Annotated in this window: 18 protein-coding genes; 13 read left to right on the forward strand and 5 right to left on the reverse strand. The window is 43.0% G+C overall.

From position 1 onward, the window contains the following. Positions 1 to 26 precede the first annotated feature (26 nt). The 11 genes from nuoE (at position 27) to ACM2FC_RS09170 (ending at position 12,163) form a co-directional block, all read left to right on the forward strand. Positions 27 to 593, forward strand: coding sequence for an NADH-quinone oxidoreductase subunit NuoE (gene nuoE / locus ACM2FC_RS09120; protein ID WP_498480596.1), 567 nt, complete (start codon positions 27 to 29; stop codon positions 591 to 593). Then, the gene (gene nuoF, locus ACM2FC_RS09125) at positions 593 to 1,882 is read left to right on the forward strand and encodes an NADH-quinone oxidoreductase subunit NuoF (protein WP_498480597.1); all 1,290 of its coding nucleotides are present in this window, start codon (positions 593 to 595) and stop codon (positions 1,880 to 1,882) included. The genes nuoE and nuoF overlap by 1 nt, the downstream gene beginning before the upstream one ends. Before the next feature lie 2 nt (positions 1,883 to 1,884). Beyond that, entirely contained in the window at positions 1,885 to 4,254 is a 2,370-nt protein-coding gene (nuoG, locus tag ACM2FC_RS09130; RefSeq protein WP_498480598.1) for an NADH-quinone oxidoreductase subunit NuoG, read from the forward strand. Continuing rightward, positions 4,254 to 5,231 (forward strand): NADH-quinone oxidoreductase subunit NuoH, encoded by a 978-nt coding sequence (gene nuoH, locus ACM2FC_RS09135; protein ID WP_498480599.1) that lies wholly within the window; start codon positions 4,254 to 4,256, stop codon positions 5,229 to 5,231. Before nuoG ends, nuoH begins: the two co-directional genes overlap by 1 nt. A gap of 44 nt (positions 5,232 to 5,275) precedes the next feature. Beyond that, positions 5,276 to 5,809 (forward strand): NADH-quinone oxidoreductase subunit NuoI, encoded by a 534-nt coding sequence (gene nuoI / locus ACM2FC_RS09140; RefSeq protein ID WP_498480600.1) that lies wholly within the window; start codon positions 5,276 to 5,278, stop codon positions 5,807 to 5,809. Between the two features lie 16 nt (positions 5,810 to 5,825). Beyond that, complete coding sequence (locus ACM2FC_RS09145) at positions 5,826 to 6,365, forward strand: NADH-quinone oxidoreductase subunit J family protein (RefSeq protein WP_498480601.1); 540 nt, start codon at positions 5,826 to 5,828, stop codon at positions 6,363 to 6,365. Next, positions 6,362 to 6,688: an NADH-quinone oxidoreductase subunit NuoK gene (nuoK, locus tag ACM2FC_RS09150; RefSeq protein ID WP_498480602.1), complete on the forward strand. Its 327-nt coding sequence runs from the start codon at positions 6,362 to 6,364 to the stop codon at positions 6,686 to 6,688. The genes ACM2FC_RS09145 and nuoK overlap by 4 nt, the downstream gene beginning before the upstream one ends. Further along, the gene (gene nuoL / locus ACM2FC_RS09155; protein ID WP_498480603.1) at positions 6,688 to 8,568 is read left to right on the forward strand and encodes an NADH-quinone oxidoreductase subunit L; all 1,881 of its coding nucleotides are present in this window, start codon (positions 6,688 to 6,690) and stop codon (positions 8,566 to 8,568) included. The genes nuoK and nuoL overlap by 1 nt, the downstream gene beginning before the upstream one ends. 16 nt (positions 8,569 to 8,584) lie before the next feature. After that, positions 8,585 to 10,093 (forward strand): complex I subunit 4 family protein, encoded by a 1,509-nt coding sequence (locus ACM2FC_RS09160; protein WP_498480604.1) that lies wholly within the window; start codon positions 8,585 to 8,587, stop codon positions 10,091 to 10,093. Next, on the forward strand, positions 10,080 to 11,549 hold the full coding sequence (locus ACM2FC_RS09165; protein WP_498480605.1) for an NADH-quinone oxidoreductase subunit N: 1,470 nt from the start codon (positions 10,080 to 10,082) through the stop codon (positions 11,547 to 11,549). The genes ACM2FC_RS09160 and ACM2FC_RS09165 overlap by 14 nt, the downstream gene beginning before the upstream one ends. A gap of 305 nt (positions 11,550 to 11,854) precedes the next feature. Further along, the gene (locus ACM2FC_RS09170) at positions 11,855 to 12,163 is read left to right on the forward strand and encodes a hypothetical protein (protein ID WP_498480606.1); all 309 of its coding nucleotides are present in this window, start codon (positions 11,855 to 11,857) and stop codon (positions 12,161 to 12,163) included. A gap of 27 nt (positions 12,164 to 12,190) precedes the next feature. Here ACM2FC_RS09170 and ACM2FC_RS09175 read toward each other — a convergent pair whose 3' ends face one another. Further along, positions 12,191 to 12,775 carry a hypothetical protein gene (locus tag ACM2FC_RS09175; RefSeq protein ID WP_498480607.1) on the reverse strand — a complete coding sequence of 195 codons (585 nt, stop codon included), beginning with the start codon at positions 12,773 to 12,775 and terminating at the stop codon, positions 12,191 to 12,193. Positions 12,776 to 12,817: 42 nt separating this feature from the next. Here ACM2FC_RS09175 and ACM2FC_RS09180 point away from each other — a divergent pair, with 42 nt between their 5' ends. Further along, positions 12,818 to 13,570 carry an SDR family oxidoreductase gene (locus tag ACM2FC_RS09180; protein WP_498480608.1) on the forward strand — a complete coding sequence of 251 codons (753 nt, stop codon included), beginning with the start codon at positions 12,818 to 12,820 and terminating at the stop codon, positions 13,568 to 13,570. A gap of 36 nt (positions 13,571 to 13,606) precedes the next feature. On the opposite strand, the gene ACM2FC_RS09185 is transcribed toward ACM2FC_RS09180, so the two are convergent. Together ACM2FC_RS09185 and ACM2FC_RS09190 are read right to left on the reverse strand one after the other, a co-directional pair. Then, entirely contained in the window at positions 13,607 to 14,455 is an 849-nt protein-coding gene (locus ACM2FC_RS09185; RefSeq protein ID WP_498480609.1) for an AraC family transcriptional regulator, read from the reverse strand. Positions 14,456 to 14,691: 236 nt separating this feature from the next. Further along, positions 14,692 to 16,629: a hypothetical protein gene (locus tag ACM2FC_RS09190; protein ID WP_498480610.1), complete on the reverse strand. Its 1,938-nt coding sequence runs from the start codon at positions 16,627 to 16,629 to the stop codon at positions 14,692 to 14,694. A gap of 362 nt (positions 16,630 to 16,991) precedes the next feature. Between ACM2FC_RS09190 and pcp the strand changes: the two genes are divergently transcribed. Further along, the gene (gene pcp, locus ACM2FC_RS09195) at positions 16,992 to 17,660 is read left to right on the forward strand and encodes a pyroglutamyl-peptidase I (protein ID WP_498480611.1); all 669 of its coding nucleotides are present in this window, start codon (positions 16,992 to 16,994) and stop codon (positions 17,658 to 17,660) included. Positions 17,661 to 18,145: 485 nt separating this feature from the next. On the opposite strand, the gene ACM2FC_RS09200 is transcribed toward pcp, so the two are convergent. Together ACM2FC_RS09200 and ACM2FC_RS09205 are read right to left on the reverse strand one after the other, a co-directional pair. Next, complete coding sequence (locus ACM2FC_RS09200) at positions 18,146 to 19,303, reverse strand: hypothetical protein (RefSeq protein ID WP_498480612.1); 1,158 nt, start codon at positions 19,301 to 19,303, stop codon at positions 18,146 to 18,148. 505 nt (positions 19,304 to 19,808) lie between these two features. After that, the gene (locus ACM2FC_RS09205; RefSeq protein ID WP_498480788.1) at positions 19,809 to 20,006 is read right to left on the reverse strand and encodes a group II intron maturase-specific domain-containing protein; all 198 of its coding nucleotides are present in this window, start codon (positions 20,004 to 20,006) and stop codon (positions 19,809 to 19,811) included. Positions 20,007 to 20,359: the final 353 nt, after the last annotated feature.

Here is a 20,359-nt window from a genome sequence, read left to right on the forward strand (position 1 = left end):
TAAAGTCGGGCCGATGTGAGGAAAAAATGTTAACTGAACAAGAAATCGCACATTTGGAAGAGCATATTGCTCACTATCCTGAAAAGCGGGCAGGAGCTATCTACTGTCTGTACTTTGTGCAGGATAAATATGGATATATTACTAAAGAGGGTTTGCAAGCGGTTAGTGAACTAACTGAGCTTTCAACGACTCAACTAGATGAAATTATTACTTTCTACACCTTGTTACGCCGTCGACCAGTCGGCCGAAACATCATGCGTGTTTGCGACAGCATTTCATGTCATACGCGTGGTTCAAAGAAGGTACTAGAAGCTGCAAAGAAAGCCACTGGAAAAGAGTTGGGTGAAATTGCAAATGACGGCAGTGTCACTGTCTTACCGAGCATCTGTTTAGGTCTTTGTGACCGCGCTCCTGCAGCGTTAATTAACGATGATCGCGTAGAAGGTGAGCTAACAGAAGAAAAAGTACGTGACATCATCGCTCAGATGGCTGAAGAAGAAATGAAGCTCGCTGAGAAACCTGATTACCGCAGCATGATCGCAATGTTGACTCCTCAAGATGAGCCAAGTAAGCCAAATGGGGGGAAAGCATAATGGATCTCGTATTAAGCCGTAACTTCCACAACGAAAAACCTCTAGACCTAGCTGGCTATCAAGCAGCGGGTGGTTATGAGAGTTTAGAAACCATTATTGGTAAAGACAGAGAGCCACTTCTAGAAGAAATCAAAGCCTCTGGCCTACGTGGCTGCGGTGGTGGTGGTTTCCCTACTGGTGTTAAATGGGGCTTCCTTGCAAAAGACGCGTCTCACCCAGTTTATCTAGTGGTTAACTTAGATGAATCTGAACCGGGTTCATTCAAAGATCGTCAAGTACTTTACCGCGACCCGCACACCATCCTTGAAGGTGTGATTGCCAGTAGTTATCTATTGGGCGCTGACAAAGCATTCGTCTTCATTCGTGGCGAATACCGTGAAGGTGCAAAACTACTAGAACAAGCAGTTGAAGACGCGAAAGCAGCCGGTTTGGTAGGCAAAAACATCAAAGGATCTGGCTGGGATCTGGATGTTGACGTGCACTTAAGTGCTGGTCGTTATATCTGTGGTGAAGAAACTGCACTACTAAACGCATTAGAAGGCTACCGTGGTAACCCACGAGCTAAGCCGCCGTTCCCAATCGTAAAAGGTCTTTGGGGACAACCGACAATCATTAACAACGTCGAAACCGTTTGTCATATCCCTTGGATTGCGCACAAAGGTGCTGAGTGGTTTAAGTCTCAAGGTAAAGGCAACGCAGCAGGTAGCCACATCTATCAAGTATCTGGCCCAGTAAAAAAACCTGGCTTCTTCGAATTGCCAATGGGTACGACAGCACGCGAGCTGATTTTTGAGCACGCAGGCGGTCTACTAGATGGCAGAGAGCTAGTTGGCTTCCTACCGGGCGGTGCGTCTACGCAATTTATGCTTCCTGAGCATTTAGATGTGCCTTTAGATTGGGATGGTCCTGCAAGTGTTGGTTCTCGTCTTGGTACGGGCGGCATCATCGTAATGGACGATTCTATCTGTCCAATCGATTTCATGATCAACCTGACAGAGTTCTTCGCTCGTGAATCTTGTGGTTACTGCACGCCTTGTCGTGACGGTCTTCCATATGTGGTTCACGTTCTTGAGAAGTTTGAGAAAGGCGTCGCGACTGCAGCAGATCTTGATCTACTCCATGAGCTGTGTGACACGATTTATCCAAACACATTCTGTGCACTAGCACCGGGTGCGTTAATGCCTATCATGACTGGTCTTAAGCACTTTAGACACGTTTTTGAAGCACACATCGAAGCGAAAGCTTGCACGCACGAAATGGCAGCAAGTGTAGAAGCGGAGGAAGCTTAATCATGGGTACTATTTATATTGATGATAAAGCGGTCGAATTCGAAGCAGGTGAGAACGTTCTAGACGCCGCTCGCCGTGCAGGCATCGAAGCGCCTTACTTCTGTTATCACCCAGCGCTAGGCGCTGCGGGTTCTTGTCGTATTTGTGCGATGGAAACTGTGCCGCAAAAAGAAGGCGAGCGTCCACGTACTGTGATGACTTGTACCATTCCGGCTCAAGATGGCCAGCGCTACAAGTTCAAGAGCGACAAAGCTCAGCAAATTCAAAAAGGTGTGGTTGAGTTCTATATGACTAACCACCCGAACGACTGCCCAGTGTGTGATGAAGGTGGTGACTGTCACCTCCAAGACACAACAATCAGCGTAGGTCATGCGTACCGTCGTTACGATGGTATGAAGCGTACTATGCCTGATCAATACCTAGGTCCACTGGTTTATCAAACCATGAACCGCTGTGTGACTTGCTACCGCTGTGTTCGTTACTATCAAAACTACGCACTAGGCGATGACTTCGGCGCAATGGGTTCAAGCAACCACGTATTGTTCCGTCGTACAGACGATGGCGCTTTCGACAGCCCATTCTCTGGTAACCTAGTGACAGTATGTCCAACGGGCGTATTCACGGATAAAGTTTATCGTCGTAAGTACAGCCGTACTTGGATGCTAGATAAAGCAGATTCTATCTGCTCTGGCTGTAGCGTAGGTTGTAACGTTGAAGTAGGTGGCCGTGAAGGTACTCTACGTCGCGTTCATCCAGCTGAAGAAGGCAAATCTGCGGTAAACCCATACTTCATTTGTGACCGTGGCCGTTATGGCGCGCATGGTACTGAAGCAAAAGATCGTCCACTGCAAGTTCTGCTTGATGGTAAACCACTTGCTGATGCAGAGCCAGCGAAGCGTCTAGCGAAAGAGCTAGGTGAAGCGCAAGGCCGCGTGGGTATTTTAGGTTCTGCTGAAGAAGATTTACTAACTAACGCGGCACTTCGCCAGCTAGCTGCTCAATTGAATGCGCCTTTCTCTCCGTTTGTTTCTGAAACAGAAGAAGCGTTCACTAAAGCAGCAGTTGCAGCAAACTCAAACGCACCAAGCGTAAAAGAGATTGAGCAAGCTGACGTTGTTCTTGTTGTTGGTGAGCTCACTGAGCACGCTCCAATGTTAGACATGGCAGTTCGCCAAGTGATGAAAGAGAAGCGTCCAGTTCATATTCTTCACGCGACTGGTTCTCACTTGGTGACAGCGTCACGTAAGTTCCAAAAAGGTCTAAGCCAAACTGTTGCTCCTTCACAATGGTTAGAGACGCTAGAGCAAGTTGCTAAAGCTTGTGCAGGTGAGTCTGTTAACAACGAATGGGCAAACAAGTTTGCGACAGCCGCTAAAGACGCCAACAAAGTTGTGGTTCTAGGTGTGGCTGAGCTCCTTAATGTTGCTGGTATTAAAGCACTAGAGAAAGTGACAACGACTCTAGGCGAGAAAGCAAAACTTGCCGTTGCTCAATCAGCAGCTGGCTCAACAGGTTCTGCACTAGTTGCTGAAGCTGATTCTTGCGAAAAACTGAAGCAGAAACTAACTAAGGGCGAAATCGATACACTATTGGTGGTGGGTTCTGACCCATTCGGCGAGAAAGCGACAGGTTGGTCTGAACTACGTGGCCAAGTTAAGCGCTTAATCGTTGCTGACAAGATCAACACAGCGTCTGTGAAAGCGGCTGATCTTGTGATTCCTTTGGCTGCATGGCCAGAGCGCAATGGTATGACTATCAACTACGAAGGTCGCCTACAAAGCTTCGCACAATCGTTCAAGCGTAAAGAGTCACTATTCAGCGCTGAAGTATTGATTGAGCAAATGGTCGACGTTGACCAACAAGCGATCAACACCTTCCTTGCTGGTTTAACAGAAACGCATCCGCAAGCCGGTTCTCAAGGTGTTCGCCTTGATGCAAGCAAATTCGCGCTTGAACTTTCAGCGAGTGAGCAAAAAGCAGTATTCAAACCAGCAAAAGCAGGGCAAAGTCAAGTTGCTCTTTCACGCTGGCACGGCGAAGGCTACGTTGCAGATAGCGCAGAGGAGCTCGCTTCTCTAAAACCGAATGCAGCTATTTATGTCAATGCTGAGTTAGCGAAAGCGATTTCGGTTAAAACGGGTGACCGTCTAACTGTAAAAGTCGCGAAGAAGCAAGTAACACGCACTGTCGTGATTGATTCTCATATTGCTGACAGCACTGTCGCGTTGTCTCGCGCAGATGTGAACAAGCTGGGTACTGAGATTGCTGCTCCAGTTCAACTTGAGAAAGCAGCGGATCTCTTTATTGATGCAACAAATGTTGACGCTAATGGCAAAGCCGAAGCGAAAACAGCAACGGTAGGAGAAGCTTAATGGATCCTTTGCATTATTGGATTTACGTTCTAATTGGCATGGTGGTCACCATTTTTGGTCTGATCCTTGTTGCTGGTTATACGGTACTGTTTGAACGTCGTGCTCTAGCACTTCTACAAGACCGTTACGGCCCGAACCGTGCTGGTCCATTTGGTATGTTTCAAGCGCTGTGTGATGCAGCTAAACTACTGACTAAAGAACACTTTTTGCCAGGTTTCGTAGACAGAAAACTTTATATCCTAGCACCAATATTGGTTGTGGTAGCGATACTAGTAAGTTTTGCTCTTCTTCCTGTCGGCCAAAACATTTCTTGGGCGGGTGACCTAAACGTTGGTCTGCTGTTCTTGATGGGCCTTAGCTCGATTCATGCTTACGGCGTGTTCCTTGGTGGTTGGGCTTCAAGCTCTAAATACACTATGTTGGGTGCAATCCGTACCATCGCTCAGCTAATCAGTTACGAGCTTGCTATGGGTGTGGCTGTGCTTGGTGTAGTTATGCTTGCAGGTAGCTTCAGCTTAAGCAAAATTGTTGATGCTCAAACCATTCCTTACATCGTACTGCAACCCGTTGGTTTTATTGTTTTCTTAATTGCGGGTATCGCAGAGACTCACCGTCTGCCTTTCGATATGCCAGAAGCAGAAAACGAATTGAACGCAGGTTTCAACACTGAATACGGTGGTATGCCATTTGCGATGTTCTTCCTAGGTGAATATCTAGGCGTGATTCTCGTCGGCGCAATGACAACGACTCTGTATCTTGGTGGTTGGCATGGTCCTTGGGCAGAAACATTCCCACTAATGGGCGTATTCTGGTTCTGCCTAAAAACATTCTTACTCGTATTCTTCTTTGTTTGGATGCGCGCAAGTTTGCCACGAACTCGTTACGACCAATTGATGGCGTTCGGTTGGAAATTCCTACTACCACTTGGTTTGTTGAATATCCTTGCGACAGCAATCATCGGTGCATTCTGGATGTAACAGGACGGAGTTGATCGAGATAGCTCTTTTATCGAGAAAGAATTATGAAAATATTAAAAATACTCAGTGAAGTCACAGGGGCCTTCGGAACGACCCTTAAACATGCTTGGGCTCCAAGAGACACTGTCTGTTACCCGGAAGTAAAGCCAGATCTACCAGAGCGTTGGCGCGGCCGTATTGTTTTGACAAAAGATCCAACGGGTGATGAGCGCTGTGTTGCTTGTTACTTGTGTTCTTCTGTTTGTCCTTCTAACGCGATCACCATTCAAGGTGCTGAGCGAGAAGACGAACGTCGCTACGCGAAAACATTCCAGTTGGACTTTAGTCGCTGTATTTTCTGCGGCATGTGTGAAGAAGCTTGTCCAACGTTATCAATTCAATGTACGACTGATTTTGAAATGGGCAAATACTCCCATGAAAAACTGATTTATCAGAAAGAAGATCTGTTGATTGATGGACCAGGAAAGCATCCTGACTTTAATTACTACGAGCACGCTGGCGTAGCAATTGAAGGAAAAGAAATCGGTGATGGTGCGGACGAAAAACCGCCTATCGATGTTTACACTTTGCTGCCGTAACTTGGCGAGGTAAATAATGTTAACTTGGAATATTATATTCTATGCCAGCAGTGTGATTATGCTGCTCGCTGCAATAAGTTTGCTGTTCGTCAAAGAGCCGATGCATGGGGCGGTGTATCTCACCACTTCTCTATTGGCACTGGCAGTGATCTTCTATCTTCTTGGCTCGCCATTTGTTGCTGCACTGCAAATTATTTTGTACGTCGGCGCGATTATGGTGTTGTTTGTATTCTTCATTATGCTCAGCCCAGCAAGTGAAAGTTTTCCTATGACAGCCAATAAAAGCATCATTTTGCCAATCATTTTATTGGTGGTGATGTTGGTTGAAGGCTTCCTTGTAATGACCAGTTCTCTAACTGTTGAAACTGCGCAAACGGTACATATGATCAGCGCGAAGAGCGTTGGCTATGACTTATTCGAGCATTACAAACTGGCTATTGAAGCGATTTCAACTCTTCTACTAGGTGCTCTTGTTGCTGTGATTTATCTAGCTGCACATGTCAAACCACAGCCTGAAGCTGAGGCTTCAGAAGCGACATTGGAGGAACAAGCATGAGTGTGTTTACTGTTCTGACGCTGTCACTGTTGATGTTTGTGATTGGTCTTTTAATTGTTTTAGTTCGTCGTCAACTTCTGTTCGTCCTGATGGGCATCGAAGTCATGCTTAATGGTGTTGCACTTGCGCTTGTTGGTGCAGGCCAATACTGGAACGACCCAACCGGTCAGGTTGTGACACTATTTTTGATGATTGCTGCAGGTTGTGAACTTTCAGTGGTTCTTATGCTAGCGATGCTATCTTACCGTCATCTTAAAACAACTCGCGTTGACAAGCTTAACCAGCTTAGTGACAGCCTAGTTGCGAAAGGGGGAGAGCTATAATGAATAACGTTTTATGGTTAATCCCTACATTGCCACTATTGAGTGCTGCAATCATCGTATTGCTAGGTGGCAGAATGCCACTTCGTGCAAGCGGTATTATGGCGGCAAGCTCGGTATTTATCTCTGCGATTTTGGTTGGTGCGCTTTGGATTAACAGTGATTTTAATCCTGATTACCATCAACAGCTGTGGACGTGGATGTCTGTCGGTGCGTGGAAGGTCAACATTGGTTTAACCGTTGATCGACTAACGCTTGTGATGATCACAGTAACAACTTGGGTTGGTTTCCTAATCCACTTGTTCTCTGTGCCATTCATGCGTAAAGACTTTGGTGAACGTCGTTACTTCTGTTACTTGAACTTGTTCGTAGCGGGCATGCTGTTCTTCGTTATGGCCGATAACCTAATCTTGTTGTACACAGGCTGGGAAATCATGGGCCTATGTTCATACGGCTTGATCTCTCACTACTACAACAAAGAGAAGAACGTTTACTCTGGTCGTAAAGCATTCGTTGTTACCCGTATTGGTGATACGCTACTTGCTATCGGTATCTTGCTTGCGTTTGTTTCTTTCAAGACAGTTAACTTGCAAGAGATCTTCCACTTAGCAACAACGCAACCTGTTGATCTTGGTATCATCGCAGTTATCTGCCTACTGTTCCTAGTTGGTGGTATGGCGAAATCTGCGCAGTTCCCAATGCACGTATGGCTACCTGAATCAATGGCAGGCCCATCAACGGTTTCGGCACTGATTCACGCGGCAACCATGGTTACGGCTGGTGTTTACCTAATCGCACGTACTCACGTTCTTTACAACCTAGTTCCTGATGTGGCTTGGTGGGTATCGCTAGTGGGTGCATTCACTGCATTCTACGCAGCGACTTGTGCAGTAGCGCAAAACGATATCAAGCGTATTCTTGCTTACTCTACAATCAGCCAAATCGGTTACATGTTTGCCGCTCTTGGTGTAGGTGCTTACGACTTAGCGATTTTCCACGTGATTGTTCACGCTTGCTTTAAAGCGCTACTGTTCATCGGTTCTGGTGTCATCATCGACATGTACAACCATGATCACGACATCCGTAAGATGGGTGGCCTTGGCAAACGTCTACCATGGATGAAGTGGACTTATCTAGCAGGTTCTGCAAGTTTGGCAGCACTGCCGGTTATCACTTCAAGCTTCTACTCAAAAGATGCGATCATTGCTGCAACAGATATAGGCCATCTAGGCTGGTTGCTCGCTGGATTGGGTCTAGTAGGTGCGCTATTTACTAGTATCTACGCGTTCCGTATGTACTTCATGGTATTCAACGGCAAAAACCGTACTGAGTTCACTAAGCCGTCTTACATCAGTGAGAAAGGCCTACCTTGGCAGATGAAAGTATCAACTGGCATCTTAGCGGTTGGTTCTATCGCAATTGGTTGGATTCAGTTCCCATCAGATTGGTCTTTCGGTCCACACCTATTTGTTCCTTGGTTGAGCCAAGTACTGGGTGATGTGCCTGAACTTGACCCTTCAACAGGCCTGTTGCTTGAGCTACTAGGTGCTGTAATTGCAATTGCTGGTGTGTGGATTGCCCATGTAATGGTTAAGAAAGAGCTGGCTACAGGCAAAGGGATTGGTAACAACAAGTTCCTCAATGCAGCTTGGTATATCGATGATCTTTCGAAGCTTATCTTTATCCGTGGTTTTAAAGCGCTGACTGGTTTACTAGATACAGTAATCGAGCGTTGGATTCTTAACAAAGGTGTCGTCGGTGGTGTCTCTTCTGCAGTTTCAAGCAGTGGTGAGATAGTTAGCGAAGGGCAAGGCAATCAAGTATCGCGTTACGTCCTATGGATGATCGTTGGTGCAGTTATATTGCTGTTTTACATGGTTTAATCAATAAGGTTTATTTATGCTTAGTTTATTGATTTTTTTCCCGCTTATCGCAGCAGTGCTGATATGGCTAGGTTGTCGTAAACAACCTGAGCTAGCTCGCTCACTGACGCTTTCTGCGGTCGTCATCGAATGTTTGATGGTGGCGTGGATCTTTACCTCTGGCCATGTACATGGCTTCTCTATGACCGAGCGCCTAGACTGGATCCCTGATTTTGGGGTCCAATATCTGCTCAGCATAGACGGCATTAGCTTAAGCTTGATTGGCCTTAGCTGTGCACTGTTCTTAGTTTCCATTATGACAGGCTGGAAGCAGATTGACCGCTGGAACGCATTTGGTCCACTTATGTTAGCAACGTTGAGTGGTATCATCGGTGCATTTTTAGCGCTTGATCTACTACTGTTCTACGTGTTCTGGGAACTAATGCTAATCCCAATCTACTTCATGTTGAGCTTCTGGGGCTCGGCAGGCACGAAGAAAGCTGCGCTTAAGTTTATGATTGTGACCATCACTGGCTCACTATTAATGTTGGTGTCGCTGATCATTCTATACATCGTGAATATGAATGTGACTGGCCACATGACATTTGACTACTTCTACTTAGCAAGCCACCCAATGGCAGGCACTTTATCGAAGTATGTATTAGCGGGCTTCTTGATTGCATTCTTAATCAAGGTGCCGGGTTTCCCATTCCATTTCTGGGCACCAGATACTTACCGTGAAGGTAACCCAGCAGTAACAATGTTGCTTTCTGGTGTAATGGCGAACGTCGGTGCTTACGGTATCTTACGTTTCTGCTTAGCTATCTTCCCAAGTCCAATGCATCAGTTCGCTGATATCGGCATGGCGTTAGGCGCAATCGGCACACTTTACGGCGCATTCTTAGCGTTTAGACAAAGTGATATCCGCAACGTGATTGCTTACTCGAGTGTGAGCCACATGAACCTTGTTGTTCTTGCAATCTTTGCTTGGCAGCTACAAGCACTTAACGGTGCAGTTCTACAGTTAGTAGCACACGGCCTGTCAGTTGCTGGCCTATTCGCTGTAGTTGGTATGCTGCAATCTCGCGGCTACGAAGGCGACATGAAGAAAATGGGTGGCCTATACAAAGTTATCCCAGGAATCGGTGTTTTCCTTGTCTTCTTGATGGTAGCAAGTGTTGGTGTACCGGGTCTTGCAAACTTTGCTGGTGAAATCCTACTTCTAGTGGGTAGCTTTAGCACTTCACCACTTTGGGCAAGTGTCGCGGCATTCTCAATTCTATTGGGTGTGGTTTACTTCCTAAAAGCTTACGGCCGTTCAATGCTTGGTCCTATCTCTGAAGAGAACCAGTCACGTGACATTCTAGACTTATCTGCTCGCGAGAAAATGATTGCTGCAGTTCTAGTAATCGGTATTTTCTGGGTGGGTTTAGATCCAAACTACCTATTGCAGCTTATGGCGCACTCAACATCAGATTTAGTTAACGCTAAGCCTGTCGAAATTACTCACGCAATTATTAAAGGGGTAATGTATGTCACTCCATGATTTAACTTATGTGATGCCATATGCTTTCGTTGGTATTGGTGCGCTAATCGTTCTATTGCTCGGTGTATTACCGGGCAAAAAGAACAACCAAGTCCCTTACATTGGTTCTATCGTTGTTTTGCTGGCGACAATGTTCCAAGTTGGAACCCTGTTTGGCAGTGACCATCGTATTGAAAACTTTGTCCAGATAAACCATTTCGTTTTGGTTGCGTTTGAGCTGTTTGCAGCGGGTGGTTTAGCGACTATCTTACTTGCGCAGAACTATCCAGCGCTGAACAAGCATGTAGACGAAGAGTTCTACGGGCTAGTGTTGATTGCTGTACTTGGTACGTTCTTGTTGGTTTCTTCTGTAAACCTGCTTGCAGCGTTTATCGGTATGGAAACAGTTGCGATTCCAATGTTTGCTCTTGTTGCATGGAACCCTCGCCGCAAAGGTGCGGTCGAAGGTGCGATTAAGTATGCAATCACAGCAACAGTTGCTGCAGCGTTCTTTATGTTCGGCATCGCGCTTATCTACTTCGGCACTGGTACACTCGTAATTGATCAAATCCCAGAAGCGCTCGGAACGGCTCACGCTATCCCACTTATCGCTATCATGGGTATTATCTTCTTGCTAGTTGGTGTTGCGTTTGAATTGGCTCTTGCACCGTTCCATACATGGTTAGCCGATGTATTCCAAGCATCTCCTGCACCTGTTATGGCGTTTATCGGTAGTATCGCAAAAATTGCCATGCTGACTTTCTTAATCAGCTTTGCAGTACAAATTGCGCCTGTGTGGTATCACCTAGAAAGCGTTCTATGGGCACTTGTTTTCCTAAGCATCGTATTTGGTAACTTGCTGGCATTACGTCAAAAGAACGCCAAGCGCATTCTGGCATACTCATCTGTTGCTCAGTTCGGTTATGTGATGATGGCGCTAGCGAGTATTGTTCCAAACGACGCTATTTCAATGCACCACTCTGTTCGTGCGGCAGCGTACTATGGCTTTAGCTATGCGATTATGAACATGGTAGCGTTCGCGGTTATCACGATGCTAGGTAAATACAACCCAACTGGCGACTTAGATGGATACCGTGGCCTAGGCCGTCGTTTCCCCCTAGCAGGTGTTGCTATGGCAATCTCTGTGCTATCTCTAGCAGGTATTCCACCTACAGCCGGCTTCTTTGCGAAGTTCTTCCTGTTCTCAGATGTTCTTGCAAATGGCCACCTAGGTTTTGTATTGCTTGCAGTCGTAGGTTCAGCGGTATCAATTTTCTACTACCTAAGAATCCTACTGGCCCTCTTTGCTAAGCAAGAGTCTACAGAAGAAGATTCTGTGAATGTTGCCATTAACAATGATGGTACTGTTATTGCCGAGCCAACAGCATTTGGCCCAGCTCTAGTTATCGCAATTTGTGCAATCGGCACACTAGCGTTCGGTATCTTTGCTCAGGCTGTATTTAACTTTATGTTCTAAGTTACAGTTTCAATAGCAAACATTAAGCCCTGCCTAATAAGGTGGGGTTTTTTTTGCACCGTATCTGATAGTAGCAATGTCAGAGCTTTGTCAGAGAGAGCTTGACACTATGACGTTCATTCAAAATTGTGCCATTGTTTATTGATAATATTAATTATACTTAATCTGGTTGATTACCAGCTTTTTAAAAATTGAGAGTTACTACGCTTGTAATTGTCTGTAATAGCTGTCAATTTGATTTTATGCCAAGAGTAAATCGTTGAGTTGGAATGAAAATTTTCATTGCACTGATTTAGGAGTTAGGTATGAGAACCAAAGATAAATTTGCTTTGGAGCTAGCACTAGAACAATTTTTGCAACTTACATCTTCTTTGGACGTTGCTGTTTCGGGCTCTCTTTCTATTGAGGGTAAACTGATCCACTTTGACAACCGCGTCGGCGACGATAGTCCGAATTTTCAAAATATACGTGCTCTGAACGAATATCAGGGAGATCTTCCCGGCTTACTGGCTGACTTACAGTTTGTAGAGGGAACAGCGAAGGTAATTGAAGGAGAGAAGAGAAGTAAGAATGCTACTTTTTCAGCTCCCATGCTCTCTAAACTCAAACATTAGCGGTTTTGTTTAACATATCGCCGCTGGCTACGAGTATTGTTGCCAGTAGTGACGTGCAATGGCATATAGCGCGTAAGCGTTGGCTAGGTTAAACAAAAAGCTTGTGAAGCTAAAGCCTGTGTAGTAGTTGGTTAAAAACGCCAGTACCATACTTAAATAAGTGATGAAGACGCCCCACTTTTTCCAGTACCAGATGCCTAAACAGCCAACAATATTGACAGCAGAAATCAGGCTGTAAGCCACTAGCAATCCATCTGAAAGGGTATACGAAGTGGTTTCTATCGTATGCAGTTGTTGAGTGAGCTCAGCCGGCTTAACGCCATACATTTCCAAAGTAGGTAAAAGAGTTCCCATCATTTGCTCGATGACTTGTACCGCAATAACGACTTGGTTATGAATCCATTGAGAGATAGGTGTTGCCTCGATACATAAACCTATGATGAGTACCGAACCAAGTATCGAAAGCCAGACGTAAGTCGAAACCCAAAAACCGCGACTTATCGCTGTATTTGTTTCCACTTCTGCAGTAGTTTGTTGAGTAATTTGCATAGAATAGAAATCTTTATTTTCACTGTAGGCGGACTCAGAGCAAATAGTACACTTGCTCGCCATTGTCTTGCAATGCTAGGTGAAATTGATAACAAAAGGATGACAATGAAACGAACATTGATCACTTGCGCTAATAGCGAAATTGGAGCAGAAATTGCGAAGCGAATGTCCAAAAAAGAGAAAGTCCTTTTAGCATCGAGAAATTTAGATAAGTTGAAGAAGTTATCTTGCGAGTGGAGTATTTCTCCTGAGATTTATCCGTTGGACTTTTTCGATTCAAGCAGTGTCGAGCATTGTGTTAAGCAGGTAGCGCAAGCAGGGCAGGTAGATAACTTGGTATTTATCATACCGCGCATTCTGCCTTCAAATGAGGTGTTTCCTACCGAGCAGGATTGGCGAGCTTTGTTTAATGAATATTTCATTCAGCCTTTAAGTTTGATTAAAGGGCTCGTTGAACAACAAGTTTTGCAAAGGGGCTCAAAGGTTGTCCTGATATCCGGTCTAAGCTCTAAATCGGCATTAAGTCATTACGCGACAAATAATTGCTTGAGAAGCGCTTGGCTAGGACAAGCTAAGACAATGGCGTTAGCGTTAGGTGAGCAAGGGATATCCATCAATACACTTTCTTTGGGCGGGGTGATGACCGATTCCTATATCAGCAAGCTAAAGGCTAAGGCTGAACAGCTCGGTATTTCCTACGATCAATTAATGGTGGATGAGGTTGCAAATATTCCTCTTAAAAAATATGCATCAGTGGAAGATGTTGCCGAAGCCGTCATATCTTTGCTTGGTCCGTTGTCAAACCATATGAGCGGGCAAAACCTATTACTTGATGGTGGTTTTTTCAAAGGCTTTTGACTTTTTGGCTAGTAAAGACGGAAACTCTAATCGCGTTTAGTTTGGCATATAGTCTTGCTTATACTGAAGTGGCGTTTTTGTGGTTATCGACTTGAATTGGCGATGAAAAAAAGACATGTTTTGATATCCGCAAAGATAGGCAACTTCATCAACGGTTTTATTACTGGAGATAAGGAGGCTGCATGCCTTGCTGACACGAAATTCATTTAAGAATTTAGTGAACGGCTTGCCAAAGGTTCGTGAGAAATATTTGGAAAAGGATACTTGAGTCATACTGGTTATGTTAGCCATATCCTCAGCACTAATCGGCTTTCCATAATGCTGATGTACGTAACCTAGCACCTTTTCAATTCGACCAGATTTATCCAAATCTGGTGTAATCCTATTCCAGTAACCCAATGCTTTTTTCTCAACAAGACTTAGTTCGTAAAGTAAGTCCGTGAATTCCCAAAGCCTTTTAAATGGGTTTAAAAAACGTAGTCTTTCTATTCTTCTGGCAATGTCATTTGTTTTTGGTAGTTGGAAGCTCAGTGCTGAGCTACATTGGTCAAACATGTTTTTTAGGGAGCGAAATTCAGGTTTGTTTAACCACATTTCGCCTAGGTAGCTATTGTCCCATTGTATGTAGGTTGACTTTACCTTGTCTTCTTTTTCTGTCTCGCTTTTCCAGCAATGTGGTGTATTTGGCGCGACAAGTACGACTTCTCCTGCGCTAAATTCGCGAATAGAATTGTGTATATAGGCAATTCCGGAGCCTTTAACTATGTAGGTAAGCTCCCATTGAGGGTGATAATGCCAAGGAAAGCTAAAGTTGCTCTGTTCATAGTGACCAAGGTAGAAAGATTGTTGATCGCTATTTGGAATAGTTTCAAGAACAGGTTTCATGCGAGTGCTCTAATATTGTAAGTGCCCCAATTTTGTATCTGTCGCCGGTTAAGTCTATAGGTAAGCAAACAGAGCTTATGCTAGATCACAGTATCTATTATCTGGTTTACCAGTTTTATCACGCAGCTGCGATATTGTGGACAAATGAAACTCGAATGTAAGTTGGATCTAGAAAGGCATACTTCGTTAAATAAAGAGGTAGGCAAAGAGGTTTCCCTCTTTGCCTAAAGGTTGGACTATTGAATTTTAGCTAAGGTGTTTTTACCAATATCTGAAGAAAAATCAACCGTCTTAAGTGTTGCTGTGGTTACGAACCCACCGTCATCAGGGAAAGTGACAGAGATGTCGTTATCTCCACTTAGTAGTTGGTATGGTATTTTTATAGCCAGCATACTAAAGAACTGTGGACGATAGTCCTGGTCGTCGCCTGCGAAATCATTCGGCACTTCAACCTGAGTACCATTGATCTTAACAATTGGCTTGAGGGAAAGGCCATGTTGTCGACCAAAGCTCAGGCGCAGCGTCGCTTCGCCGTATTGGCTGGTCTTCACGTCGTCAATCTCGAAATTAATAGCCGTGTCTTTCTTAATTGGTTTTAGATAGCTGTTCGCGTAGTACTTGCTTTCTGTAGCCGTCTCATTGATGTTGAGTTCTTGTGAGAATGTGTACTCAAGGATGACCGTTGCTTCCGAATCAATCTTTATAGACTCTGGCATGGATGAAAGCTGAGTCTCAGTCAATGTTGGTTCACCATTGGCAAAGTGAAGTTGTTTCATTTTGATACTTTGTGGCGATGCGTTTTGTGTATCAGTAAGGTTAATAGCAACATCAGCAGTGTTAGTCACCAGATTGCTGAGGATGACATAAGCCTTTTTATCATCAACGTAGCTATCGACCATCACATCAGGCTGGTCGGAGTAGGAGATTACACGAGTGCCGTTAACATCCGCCCAAAGTTGGTAGAACTTGATGATATCGCTGAAAATATATTGGCTACCTTGTTCACCTGCTTTCTCATCGTTGTGACGCATTAAACGCCAAGGATAATTTCTTCCTTCATCACCAGACCATTCTGCTTTCATAAGACTAAATGGGATTGCCTTGAGAATTTGATTTGGTTTCGCCATAAATTGCATCATCATTGGACTGAATGACTTCATGGTTTGCCAATCATTTTTAGCTGACCAGACGTTTTGTTCGGTTTGATGATCGCGGCCACCGTATTCTGAGATCATGAATGGTTTCACTTTACCAAGTTTTAACTTTTCGTATTGCTCCATCATGTCCATGGTCGCTTCAATCCGTCCTCCCCGATAATTGGCAACGCCACCGTCTCGGCTCAAATAGCCAAAGTCATATAAGTGGATTGAGAAAAAGTCCATGTATTCACCGCTCGTGTCGATGAATAGTTTCATGCGTTCGTCCCAATCTGAGAAATTATTATCGTCGAACCAAGGAAAAGCTGCGGTATAACCGCCAATCATGACATCCTTGTTATATTTTCGAATCGAGGTGGCAACTTCATTGTGATAAGTAAATACGTCAATAGGTTTTCCGTGTTCAACATCGACGATTTCATACAAAGGTTCATTCAATATTTCTAGGTATTTTGGACGTTTAGGCCCTTGACTCGCGTCTTGGTTGTCGTTTCGATAGAAGTCATTCAAATACCGTCCCATGAACTCACCCACAGCATCGGTATTTTTGAAAGACCAGCCACCTTTTCCAGTATGGTTTCCGATCCAAAACTGATTGAGTTGGCCACCAATCATGACGTTAAAACGATCTTCATAATGGTGTTGACCCGCTAGCTCTTGACCGTAATATTGCTCGCGATAGTATTTTCCTATTGCTTCAAGTTTTGACGCATCCGCATAGCCGGGCCTGTTGGGATCTTCTTCGACTTGAGTTGCGTAATACGGCATTGAGCCATTGTCCCGACCAAAATAAATATCGAGATCATTGAACAAATAATCGAGTTTATCTTGTTCACCAACCCAATCATTCGAAGTGATCATCGAGTGAGCTACGATATATTTACTACGGTCAAAATCAGAAATTCCACCAACAACGTGTTTTACATTTAAATCTACTTGAACTTGAGTGGTGGCGCTTGCATAGCCTGATATCAGCGTCATATTCGCTAATAACAAGGACTTACTAATCGCATTCATTTTAATAACTCCTTTTGTTCATGAATGCGCTTCTTATATCACGGAGGTATTTTTTATAGGCGATTGTGTTCACATAACCAATATTTGGTTAACCAGTTTTGGCTGATATTTACCATTGAAATTCGATTTATATAGTTATTTTGCTGAGATATGTACATTATTAGCAAATGGTAAAATATGAGGCATGTATATTCTTTTATCCAAATTCTTAACTAGCAGGGTAAGGAATGAGTTGTCGAATACATTTAGGATTTGGATAGAAAATGGAGCTTGAATAGAAATTTTTCAGCATTCAAATAAGCTGTATTAGTGTATGATTTTTATACACTGTTTAATGCAGCTTGATCTTGGTGGGAACAAAAATGAAAAAAGTTTTATTAACTGGGTTTGAAGCTTTTGGTAATACCCCAATTAACCCTGCAGAGCTGGTGGCAAAAGAGTTAGATGGCACCCAAATTTGTGGTGTAGAAGTTGTATCTCGAATTGTACCCAACTCATTTTATGACTGTATCACTTGCGTAAAAAGCGCGGTCGAGGAGATAAATCCAGACTGGGTTGTAATGCTAGGGGAATTTGGAGGTCGTGCGATGATAACTGTTGAGCGAATTGCGCATAATTTAAATGATTCAACTCGCTATCAGTTAATAGATAACAAAGGTCTTTCATTTCAAGGGCAAATGACCGAGCCTGATGGCCCAGTCGCGTACTATTCCACACTTCCTATTCGCGCAATGACAAAAGTAATGAGAGAGCAGGGGATTCCCGCGGATATTTCCGATACCGCAGGAACATTTTGTTGCAACCATTTAATGTATGGCGTGCTGCATCATATCGCTACAAATAAATTGTCAGTTAAAGCAGGTTGGCTACATCTGCCACACTTACCGAGTGTCGCAGCATTAGAACATAATTTAGGGGCACCAAGTATGTCGTTAGAGACGTCGGTCAAAGGAGTATCGCATGCGATACAAGCTGCAATCGAGAACAAGTACGATATTGAAGAAGCAGTATTGTCTAATTTTCAAATTTAGTGCGTGGATAAAGTCGCTTTTAGTTATAAAAAATGCGTTAAAGCGTTAATTTAACGCATTCTTAAGGTTGAATTAACGGTATGATTCTAATCAACTGAACACTATCGGGTGTGGCCTGGACTTTGAAAGAGGTGTGCATAAACGAAGTCAATAGCCGGCTACTCCTGTATCTTTATACGGATAAACAGGTCACCCAGATGAGCCTAGATTCTATTCGCTTTTATTAGAATTACTAGGTCTTCCGTCGCAGTCAGCATGCCTATCTCCAAGGCAAATTTCCAGCTGAAGTTCTGGCACAGCAACTCGTCCAAGATGGTTGTATATACTAGGACTTAAGTGCTTCAAGCGACTCGATATGGTTGACTAATTCAGTTCAAAAAGACAGCAGTCGATATTCCCTAATCAGTTAGAGATAGGCGTGTGTAATGATCAGTAAAAACCGCTGTTTTTGAGCCATTCCAATAAAAATAATTAAATTATCACACCTAATCCCAATAAAGACTGGGTCCCTCTAAAGGTTCTACCTTAGGCTGAAACTTATTAATATCAAGATTAATATCGAAGAATTTTATTACGGGTCTATGATCACTTTCAGGAGCATTGTGTTCGTCGACGACGGTTAATTCTTTTGAATCAAACCTAACATTGTATTGAGTATCATCATAAAAACCAATGTTATCTAGTCCCCCAACATCGGGGAGCAGCCTTTTCTTATTGGCTTTAATATGGTTATCTTTTATTTTTCTGTATGTATAGTTTGGGAGGCACTCAAATTTAATGCCCGCCTTTTGAAAGGCTTTGACCTGTCCATTACTTAAAGGGTCATATTTCTCTAGATAATATCGTTCACTCAGATTACTATGACTTGTTTCAAATGGGCTGTCGGTACCATTCTCGATATGGGCTCCAAAAGTCTTCAATTCATCGAAATTGGATACATCTGATTTTGTTAGACGTTCATTTAAGTCTCCCATAAATAAAACCGGATTGTGGCTAGTAAACCCTATTGATTTTAATAGATATTCAATCTCATTTTGCCTGCTAACCGCACTTTTTGAATCTAAATGAGCACTTATAGTATCGATACGCAAGCCATCTATTTCTATAGTTGCAACGCATCCCCCTTTACCCATATTAGAACCATTCCCAAGTTTATTTAACGTTTTTACACCATTAACGTTGCGGGTAGCGAAGTGTCTTTTTGTGTCGGCTGCTAAAGTTTTAACCCGCAAAAATTTCCGTAGATCAGACCGACAAAAAATATGCAGCGTACAATTATTTGATTTGGCGCTTAAGGTCAAAAAGTCTTTTGGTTTCGCGCCTGCATAACCACCAAAAGCTTCAGCGACTAACGTATCATAAGACACTGGAGTACCTAATGCGTTTCCCTGATTATTATTTGCTGCGCTAGACAATTGTGCTGGATTCTGTACTCGAAACTTAATTGACTTAGCAATTCTTTGTGCTGCGTATAAGTTCCCTTGTGACGATCTAACTGCTTCCTGCTGAGAAAAAAACAACAAATCAGGGCAGTTATTTTCGAATATTTTTTTTATAAAATAATTTATGGTCTTGTCTGATATGTGTTGTCCTGCTTGGTTCCAAGTCATAGCCATACAGCTAAGTTTCGTCTTTTTCGGCATAAATTACTCCTTAATCTATTAGTGATTACGCAATTAACAAAAAATTATTAAAAATAAAAAGTCCCAAAATTTATATTTTTTCATTAAGAATATTCAAATAAATTATAGACTTGCTTGGAGTTATTCAATATGTATAACATTTAATATTTTAATTATTCTTACTTGGAATATATTGGTATATACATCCAGTAGCTATATATGAAACACAAACTAAGTACAAATAAGAACAGACATGATTGATGTATAAAAAGGGGGGAAGGTTACATTAACTTAAAGTAAATAGTCTAACTTTGCTCATAGTATGTTACGTATATATAAAATAAAACCTAACATTAAATTAGTTTGTTGAATGTAATTAATAAAATTATATAAATATATAATATAAATTATTCATATAGATTAAGAATAATTAAAATATTTAATCTATTATAGAAAATGCAATTAGATGCGTTTTGCGTTTATGCTTGTGCTCCGGTTTGAAGTACAACGGAACAGAAAACAACGATTAAAGAGTTAACTTTATGTTTGTAATTAAATTAAAACTCCATGGAGACAGTAGGGTAAAACCATAGGCCACTAGAAAAATAACCCTGAAAACGCCAAATTGTAGCGGCTTGCAAAGGAAACTAGGAAAAGTTCGCTTGGACACAACATGCCCGTAGTAATTCGACCACCACCTTATTTTGGGATTGAGCTGTCGGATAAGCTATGGGGTCGTTAAGTAGCCACTGTCAACGATAGTAAGTTTTATTTTAGCTAAAAAGGTTTTGATGTTCTCTTTGATTGGATTTATGAGCAGTTTGGTTTTGTACTTACGTACGTTAAAATCGAGAAAGCAAATCCATGGTTAATGTAGGTGATGTGCGTCTTTTCCAAGGAGAGTGTTAATCCTCAGTATTTTAGGGTACTTCCTCACTTTATTGAGCCTCTATGAGTCAAGATTTTTAGGGTATATAATAGATTTATAATGTTATTTTACCCTTACGTGTATTGTGGCATATTTTTGAGTTTTCCCAACCCGTTTTTTGAGCTTTCCGCTCGCTCGATCCAGCGCAT

It is taken from the genome of Vibrio sp. A37 (assembly GCF_059777565.1).

Bases quoted from the DNA above. Each gene is read 5' to 3' on its own strand.
- nuoE (WP_498480596.1), top strand. From the start codon at position 27: ATGTTAACTGAACAAGAAATCGCACATTTGGAAGAGCATATTGCTCAC.
- nuoF (WP_498480597.1), top strand. From the start codon at position 593: ATGGATCTCGTATTAAGCCGTAACTTCCACAACGAAAAACCTCTAGAC.
- nuoG (WP_498480598.1), top strand. From the start codon at position 1,885: ATGGGTACTATTTATATTGATGATAAAGCGGTCGAATTCGAAGCAGGT.
- nuoH (WP_498480599.1), top strand. From the start codon at position 4,254: ATGGATCCTTTGCATTATTGGATTTACGTTCTAATTGGCATGGTGGTC.
- nuoI (WP_498480600.1), top strand. From the start codon at position 5,276: ATGAAAATATTAAAAATACTCAGTGAAGTCACAGGGGCCTTCGGAACG.
- ACM2FC_RS09145 (WP_498480601.1), top strand. From the start codon at position 5,826: ATGTTAACTTGGAATATTATATTCTATGCCAGCAGTGTGATTATGCTG.
- nuoK (WP_498480602.1), top strand. From the start codon at position 6,362: ATGAGTGTGTTTACTGTTCTGACGCTGTCACTGTTGATGTTTGTGATT.
- nuoL (WP_498480603.1), top strand. From the start codon at position 6,688: ATGAATAACGTTTTATGGTTAATCCCTACATTGCCACTATTGAGTGCT.
- ACM2FC_RS09160 (WP_498480604.1), top strand. From the start codon at position 8,585: ATGCTTAGTTTATTGATTTTTTTCCCGCTTATCGCAGCAGTGCTGATA.
- ACM2FC_RS09165 (WP_498480605.1), top strand. From the start codon at position 10,080: ATGTCACTCCATGATTTAACTTATGTGATGCCATATGCTTTCGTTGGT.
- ACM2FC_RS09170 (WP_498480606.1), top strand. From the start codon at position 11,855: ATGAGAACCAAAGATAAATTTGCTTTGGAGCTAGCACTAGAACAATTT.
- ACM2FC_RS09175 (WP_498480607.1), bottom strand. From the start codon at position 12,775: ATGGCGAGCAAGTGTACTATTTGCTCTGAGTCCGCCTACAGTGAAAAT.
- ACM2FC_RS09180 (WP_498480608.1), top strand. From the start codon at position 12,818: ATGAAACGAACATTGATCACTTGCGCTAATAGCGAAATTGGAGCAGAA.
- ACM2FC_RS09185 (WP_498480609.1), bottom strand. From the start codon at position 14,455: ATGAAACCTGTTCTTGAAACTATTCCAAATAGCGATCAACAATCTTTC.
- ACM2FC_RS09190 (WP_498480610.1), bottom strand. From the start codon at position 16,629: ATGAATGCGATTAGTAAGTCCTTGTTATTAGCGAATATGACGCTGATA.
- pcp (WP_498480611.1), top strand. From the start codon at position 16,992: ATGAAAAAAGTTTTATTAACTGGGTTTGAAGCTTTTGGTAATACCCCA.
- ACM2FC_RS09200 (WP_498480612.1), bottom strand. From the start codon at position 19,303: ATGCCGAAAAAGACGAAACTTAGCTGTATGGCTATGACTTGGAACCAA.